General features: G+C 67.0%; 9 protein-coding genes and 2 pseudogenes. 7 read left to right on the top strand and 4 right to left on the bottom strand.

Features of this window, described 5'->3' with window-relative positions:
- Positions 1–158 (top strand): annotated as a pseudogene (locus tag VE759_RS21315) (insulinase family protein); the annotation flags it as partial.
- Positions 159–224: 66 nt separating this feature from the next.
- Complete coding sequence (gene bla / locus VE759_RS21320; protein WP_324936148.1) at positions 225–1,112, top strand: class A beta-lactamase; 888 nt, start codon at positions 225–227, stop codon at positions 1,110–1,112.
- Here the strand turns inward: bla and VE759_RS21325 are convergent.
- The 4 genes from VE759_RS21325 to ald all read right to left on the bottom strand — a co-directional run bounded on the left by VE759_RS21325 (position 1,109) and on the right by ald (position 3,656).
- A complete protein-coding gene (locus tag VE759_RS21325; protein WP_324936150.1) occupies positions 1,109–1,324 on the bottom strand; it encodes a hypothetical protein in 216 nt (71 codons plus the stop codon). The genes bla and VE759_RS21325 overlap by 4 nt on opposite strands.
- A gap of 11 nt (positions 1,325–1,335) precedes the next feature.
- Entirely contained in the window at positions 1,336–1,551 is a 216-nt protein-coding gene (locus VE759_RS21330; protein ID WP_324936152.1) for a hypothetical protein, read from the bottom strand.
- Between the two features lie 79 nt (positions 1,552–1,630).
- Positions 1,631–2,470, bottom strand: coding sequence for a class II glutamine amidotransferase (locus tag VE759_RS21335; RefSeq protein WP_324936154.1), 840 nt, complete (start codon positions 2,468–2,470; stop codon positions 1,631–1,633).
- A gap of 70 nt (positions 2,471–2,540) precedes the next feature.
- The gene (gene ald / locus VE759_RS21340) at positions 2,541–3,656 is read right to left on the bottom strand and encodes an alanine dehydrogenase (RefSeq protein ID WP_324936155.1); all 1,116 of its coding nucleotides are present in this window, start codon (positions 3,654–3,656) and stop codon (positions 2,541–2,543) included.
- Positions 3,657–3,748: 92 nt separating this feature from the next.
- Between ald and VE759_RS21345 the strand changes: the two genes are divergently transcribed.
- The 5 genes and pseudogenes from VE759_RS21345 to VE759_RS21365 form a co-directional block, all read left to right on the top strand.
- Positions 3,749–4,264, top strand: a complete 516-nt coding sequence (locus VE759_RS21345; RefSeq protein WP_324936157.1) for an Lrp/AsnC family transcriptional regulator — start codon at positions 3,749–3,751, stop codon at positions 4,262–4,264.
- 29 nt (positions 4,265–4,293) lie between these two features.
- Positions 4,294–5,028, top strand: a complete 735-nt coding sequence (dapB, locus tag VE759_RS21350; protein ID WP_324936159.1) for a 4-hydroxy-tetrahydrodipicolinate reductase — start codon at positions 4,294–4,296, stop codon at positions 5,026–5,028.
- Between the two features lie 47 nt (positions 5,029–5,075).
- Positions 5,076–5,504 (top strand): hypothetical protein, encoded by a 429-nt coding sequence (locus tag VE759_RS21355; RefSeq protein WP_324936162.1) that lies wholly within the window; start codon positions 5,076–5,078, stop codon positions 5,502–5,504.
- Positions 5,505–5,700: 196 nt separating this feature from the next.
- A complete protein-coding gene (locus tag VE759_RS21360) occupies positions 5,701–6,654 on the top strand; it encodes a hypothetical protein (protein ID WP_324936161.1) in 954 nt (317 codons plus the stop codon).
- A gap of 254 nt (positions 6,655–6,908) precedes the next feature.
- Positions 6,909–7,096, top strand: a pseudogene (locus VE759_RS21365) (flavodoxin family protein); the annotation flags it as partial.

A 7,096-nucleotide genomic window follows, 5' to 3' on the forward strand; every position in this document is an offset into this window, starting at 1 on the left:
ACCGCAGCATCGGGCACACCTTGGCCGAGATCGACCGGGTCACCGTCGACGAGGTGAACGCCGTCGCGCGTCAGCTGCTGACCAAGCCGCACGGCGCGGCGGTGCTCGGGCCGTATCGATCCAAACGCCAACTGCCCCAACAGCTGCGATCGCTCTAACGGCACCCGCGGCCCAGGGACTCGTCATTATCGCGTTGCTTCGGCGATGTGCTAGAACCGGGACACGTGGCCGCATTGACCCGCAGACAACTGCTGACCGGCGCGGCGGTGCTGGCCGGCGCGGCGGCGGTTTATCGCGCGCCGACGGCATTCGCCGACTCGGCCGCCGACGCATTCGCCGCGCTGGAGCACAAGCACAACGCCCGGTTGGGCGTGTTCGCCGCCGACCTCGGTTCGCCGCGCGTGGTGGCTTACCGCGACGGTGAGCGCTTCGCGATGTGCTCGACGTTCAAGGCCTACGCCAGCGCCCGGGTACTGCAGATGGTGGACCGTGGCGAGGCGCGGCTGGACACCGCGGTACCGGTCGCGTCGGCCGACATCGTCGCGAATTCCCCGGTGACCGAGCAGGCGCTCGGTGCGACGCTGACCCTGGCCGAGTTGTGCCGCGCGGCGCTGCAGCAGAGCGACAACACGGCGGGCAATCTCCTGCTGCGCACCATCGGCGGCCCGCCGGCGATCACCGCGTTCGCGCGGGAGATCGGCGACGACCAGACTCGGCTGGACCGTTGGGAGACCGAGTTGAACTCCGCGCTGCCGGCTGACCTTCGCGACACCACGACGGCCGCGGCGTTCGCGACCGGGCTTCGGGCCCTGTTGGCCGGTGCGGTGCTGTCGCAGCCGAGCCGTGACCAACTCCAGGACTGGATGCGCGGCAGCCTCACGTCGGCGGCGCGCTTCCGCGCCGGCCTGCCGCCGGGATGGTCAAGCGCCGACAAGACGGGCTCCGGCGACTACGGCACCACCAACGACGTCGGCATGGTCTTCGGCCCGGACGGTGAACGCTTCATCGTGGCGGTGCTGTCGCAATCGCGGTCCGGCGACCCGCACGCGGCGGCGCTGAACGCCGTTGTGGCCGAGGCGACTTCGAAGGTGGTATCGAGCCTGACGGCCTAGGCCGCGACCGCGACGTCGACCGACAGAAAGTCCGCGATGACGTACGCCGCCGGCCAGTCGCCATGGCGCAGCGCCCAGCCCAGGGATTCGACCAACGGGCTGCGGACACCGAGCTCGGCGAGCCACGCCGCCACCGTCGCGACGATCTCGTCTTCGCCGACGCGAACGGTGCGGCCGCCGCGCAGCCGATCCCTCAACGTGTAGATCGTCATCTTTGCCCGCCTCAAGCTGCCCGTGTGAAGTCCACCGAGAGGTACTCGGCGATTTTGTACGCGGCCGGCCAATCGCGGTTCCGCACCGCGCGGCCGAGATCGTCGACCAGTGGGCTGGACGCCCCGAGCTCGGCCAGCCACGCCGACACGGTCGCGACGATCTGGTCCTCGCGGACGTGGACCGTGCGGCCGGTGTGTAGGCGATCGGTCAGCCTGTAGATGGTCATTTCTGCATCCCCTCTACAGACATCACGCGATAGCCGCCGCGCCGGTTCGATGCGCACGCCGCTTGTTTGCGCTGGGCCGTTACGACAACTGCGGAATCATGGGCTGGAAAGTTCGCATCTCGACGCCGTCGCCGATGACGAGGGCGGTGCCTGCCGGCACCTCCCGCCAGAGCCCGGGCAGATCGGCGAGCGGTTCCGAGACGACGACCCGGGTGTCGTCGCTGAAGTGCTGCAACCTTTCGCTTTCCGGGTAGAGCATGCGCACCGACGCGACGTCCTCGCTGACGAACAGGGTGTTCGCCTCGGAGCCGCTGGCGTAGCGGACGGCGTAGAGCCGAACGCCGTCGGTTAGCCCTATGGTCATCTGGAGTGCGGGTTCCGGCAGGCCCGCCGCTTCGGCGGTCGCTTCCACGAAGCCGGCCATCCGCGCCAGCCCGTCGATGGGCTCCTCGATCAGGCCGAATGTCAATGCCAGGTGAAACAGCAGCTCCGAATCGGTGGATCCGCGGATGTGGGGGAACAGGCCGGGGCGCACGGCCAGCAGCAGCTCGCGGCGCAGCACGTCGTAGTTTGCAACGTATCCGTTGTGGACAAATAGCCAGTTGCGGTAACGGAACGGGTGACAGTTGGTCTGCTGCACCGGCGTTCCGGTGCTGGCGCGGACATGGGCGAGAAACAATGGACTGCGAATTTCGGCGGCGAGTTCGAAGAGGTTTTCGTCACCCCACGCCGGCGTGATACTGCGAAACAGCGCCGGCTCAGCGCGGTGGTCAAACCAGCCCAACCCGGTTCCGTCGCCGTTCGGCAGCGCCATGTTGGGGGCGTGTCGACGGCTTTGCTCGATCAGCGACCGTTGCGGATCGTGCAGCAGTTCCGTTGGCGTGATTGGGCTACCCATGTAGGCGACCCAACGACACACGCGATTCTCCTCGCACCCGCGTTCATCGTGTCACGAGTGCGGGCTGGCTCATGGCGGATTGCCTGCCGCGTCAGCCAAGCACGGCGGCGGGGTCGGTGAAGGGGCGCCCGAGGTCGGCGGCGACCTGCTGATTGAGCAGCGCGCCTTCGTGCGTCGACAGGCCCTTGGCCAGCGCGGTGTCCGCCCGGCACGCGTCGCGCCAACCCCGGTCGGCCAGCTTCAGCACGTACGGCATCGTCGCGTTGGTCAGCGCGAACGTCGAAGTACGCGGCACCGAGCCGGGCATGTTCGCAACGCAGTAGAACACCGTGTCGTGCACCTCGAACGTGGGATCGTCATGAGTGGTGGGCCGGGAGTCCTCGAAGCAGCCACCCTGGTCGATCGCGATGTCGACCAGTACCGCGCCCGACTTCATCTGCGCGACAGTAGAGTTCGTCACCAGCTTGGGAGCCTTGGCGCCCGGAACCAGCACGGCGCCGATCACCAGGTCGGCGCGCTTGACCGCCGCCTCGAGCTCCAGCATCGACGAGTGGCGGGTCTGGATGCGGCCGCCGAACTCGCCGTCGAGCTGGCGCAGCTTGTTGATGTTGACGTCGAAGACCGTGACGTCGGCGCCCATTCCGCTGGCCACCCGCGCGGCGTTGTAACCCGCAGTGCCGCCGCCGATAACGACGACCTCGGCGGGCGCCACGCCGGGCACGCCGCCCATCAACACGCCGCGACCGCCGTGGCTGCGCATCAGGTGATACGCGCCGACCTGGGCCGCGAGCCTGCCGGCGACCTCGCTCATCGGGGCAAGCAGCGGCAGCCCGCCGTCGGGTGTCTGCACGGTCTCGTAGGCGATCGATGTCGTGCCCGGGCGCAGCAGCGCGTCGGTGCACGCCGCCGACGCCGCGAGGTGCAGATACGTGAACAGCGTCAGGCCGCGGCGCATCAGCGCGTACTCCGGCTCAATGGGCTCCTTGACCTTCAGCAGCAGATCCGCCTGATCCCAGACCTGCTCGGCGCCGGTGATGATGTCGGCACCGGCGGCCTTGAAGTCGGTGTCGGAAATCGACGACCCCGCGCCGGCACCGGCCTGGATGACCACGTGGTGGCCGCGCCGGGTCAGCTCGGCAACTCCGGCCGGGGTGATCGCCACACGAAACTCGTTGTTTTTGATCTCGGTCGGAATGCCGACGCGCATGATCGCTCCTCATTCTTGACGTGCTACCCAGATTTTGAAGAATATTCGGACTGGGCGCAATGACGCCGATGTCTGTTCGGTACCCTCGCGTTATGCCGGAAGGATCAACGGAATCTGTAACGGACGCGCCGGGGCCACCGAAGAATGTTCGGCCCCCGCAAATCGACTACGTCGACCGGCGCATCCTCAATGCGCTGCACGACGACGCGCGCGTGCCGAACAGCGTGCTCGCCGACATGGTCGGTATCGCACCGTCGACGTGTCATGGCCGGGTGCGCAGGCTGCAGGAGATCGGCGTGATCCGCGGGTTCTTCACCGACGTGGATCCCGTCGCGATCGGCCGGCCGCTGCAGGCGATGATATCGGTGAGCCTGCAATCCAACGCCCGCGGCCGGATCCGCCACTTCATCGCGGAGATCCGCAAGCTACCCCAGGTGATCGACGTATATTTCCTGGCCGGCGCCGACGACTTTCTCCTGCACGTCGCCGCCCGCGACACCGAGGACCTGCGGTCCTTCGTCGTGGAGAACCTGAACGCAGACCCCGATGTTGCCGGCACCCAGACCTCGCTGATCTTCGAGCACCTGCGCGGCGGCGCGCCGATCTGACGCCTCGCCTCCGCAGTAGGCTGCCAGCCATGCGAGTCGGCGTGCTGGGCGCCAAGGGCAAGGTCGGCGCCACGATGGTGGCGGCCGTGCGCGCCGCCGGCGACCTGACGCTGTCGGCCGAGGTGGATGCGGAAGACCCGCTGAGCCGGTTCCCCGACTCCGACACCGAGGTTGTCATCGACTTCACCCATCCCGACGTCGTGATGGACAACCTGAAGTTCTTGGTCGACAACGGGATCCACGCCGTCGTCGGCACCACCGGCTTCACCGACCAACGGCTGGAACAGGTCGAAGCCTGGCTCGCCGACCGGCCCGACACGTCGGTCCTGATCGCCCCCAACTTCGCGATCGGCGCGGTTCTGTCGATGCGGTTCGCCAAGGAGGCCGCCCCGTTCTTCGAGTCGGTCGAGGTGATCGAGCTTCACCACCCGAACAAGGCGGACGCGCCGTCGGGCACCGCGGCGCGCACCGCCAAGCTGATCGCCGAAGCGCGAAAACACTTGCCGCCCAATCCCGACGCCACCACCGCGGCGTTGCCGGGCGCGCGCGGTGCCGACGTCGACGGCATTCCCGTGCACTCGGTGCGGCTCGCCGGGCTCGTCGCGCATCAGGAGGTGCTGCTGGGCACGCAGGGGGAGACGTTGACCATCCGCCACGACAGCATCGACCGAACCTCGTTCGTGCCCGGCGTGCTGTTGGCGGTGCGCCGCATCCGGGAACGCCCCGGTCTGACCGTCGGCATCGAACCGCTGCTCGGGCTGTGACCGGCCAGCAGCCCCGCGTGTTGCGCGCTCAGCTGCTGATCGCGTTCATGTGCGCGGCGCTGGTGGTGTACTTCCTGATTCTTGGCCGCATCGCGATGGCGTTCATCGGCTCCGGTCGCCCCGCCGCCATCGGCCTGGGTCTGGCGCTGATGATCCTGCCGGTGATCGGGATCTGGGTGGTGCTGTCCACCCTGCGCGCCGGGTTCGCCCACCAGCGGCTGGCCCGCATCATCCACGACGAAGGCATGGAGCTCGACGTCAGCACGCTCGAGCGCACGCCGTCGGGCCGCATCCGGCGCGAGGCGGCCGACGCGCTGTTCCGGACCGTTCGTGCCGAACTCGAAGCTGACCCGGAAAACTGGCGTCGGTGGTACCGGCTGGCCCGCGCGTACGACTACGCCGGTGACCGCGGCCGCGCCCGCGAAGCAATGGGCAAGGCCGTCGCGATGCAGGCCGCCCAGGAGCGGCAGCCATGACCAAGACGCTGCTGGTCGTGCTGCCCGCCCGCTGTTGTCGCCGACACAATCATGCGCACCATCGAGTTGGGGGTGACGATCACCGACGCGCGCACCGCTCGCCCAGACTAAGATCATGCTCGCGCGGCGGAGAGTGTACGTCAGCACGGGGGGAGGTGTACGAGTGGCTCGGTCGTCTCAACACCCTGAATCGTCCGTGTCTGCGCCAGCGGCAACCGTCCTCATTGAACCGGGTGGCGCCAAACCGCTGAGCGCGGCTGCTCCTGCGGCTTACACGCTTCGCGGCAGCACCGCGAATTTCGATGTTTCCTACGACACCACTCTGGGCCCGAACGGACAAGCGCTCGCGGATGCGATATTGGGGCGTTGCGAGCAGGATCTCGGTCAGCTTCGCGGTTTCTTCGGAGGCGTGAGCACGGGGCGGTTCAGCGTCTTCATCGACCCCGGAACCTTCGGCGCATACCACAACGGTTGTGCGGCCACGGGAATCCACTGCGCTGCGTATAACGCAACCGACGGTGACCTGGAGAATTTCCTGAACTGTGCTGAGGTCGGCGAGGTATTAATGGCCGCTCAAGCAAAGGGTTGGAATTGCGGAGCGAGCGCCGGGGAAGGGCTATCGCGCGTGCTGGCAACTGAGTTGCATCCAGCGAGCCTTGGTCGCTTCGCCTCGGCCTCCCACTGGCTCAACAGCACGCGCCCGGACTGGGTGACTCAGACGGAAGCAACCGACCGGAACTACGTCTCTATAGGCTGCGCCACTCTGTTCATCAATTATCTGCGTAACCAACATGGTTTCGGTCTTGCGCAAATCGTGCAAGCAGCCGGGACCACGCTTCAGCAAACCTACGAGCGCCTGACCGGTTCTCCGGACGCGTTTGGACCTTTCGCATCTCTTCTGGAAGCTGGCTTTCCCCCCGGCGTTACCGTCGATCTCCCTGGAGATAATCCGTTTTCTGAAGTTCCGGATGTGATGTTTGAGCCGGCCGAGTTCGCAGGCAAAGAGGTCCTCTTGAGCGGGCTGGTGCCGGAGTTCACGGGTGCGAGCCAGCATAATTCATTCGTAAACAGTCAATCTCCGCTCCCAGGCAAGGTGGCACTAAGCGGCAGCATCGTGAGAATGCATCTGGTACGGGGGGAACCGCCGTAGGACTGCCCGAGCCGAGGTACTCGACGTCCGCGCCTTATGGCAAGTGATAGCGCATGGCCGGTTCCGATCTTCGGGCGCCAATACCACCGGCTGACAGGCGTGCTCGACGTCGAGGAGCACATCGCCGTCACGGTGGCCTAAGTGATCGACCAGAAGATCATCGCCACCATTTGCCATGGAAGTGACTTGCCCTGTATCGGCCGGGAAGCGAGGTCGCAACGCCCCGATCGGCCGGGTGAGATGGAGGCTGCCTAGTGCCACGTCTGCTCATCGTGCATCACACGCCGTCGCCGCACTGCCAGGAGATGTTCGAGGCGGTGGTGGCCGGTGCCACCGACCCCGAGATCGAGGGCGTTGAGGTCGTGCGGCGACCGGCACTCACGGTGTCGCCGGTCGAGATGCTGGAGGCGGACGGTTATCTGCTGGGCACCCCCGCGAACCT

Source organism: Mycobacterium sp. (assembly GCF_035640695.1).
In the GTDB taxonomy this organism is placed as follows: domain Bacteria; phylum Actinomycetota; class Actinomycetes; order Mycobacteriales; family Mycobacteriaceae; genus Mycobacterium.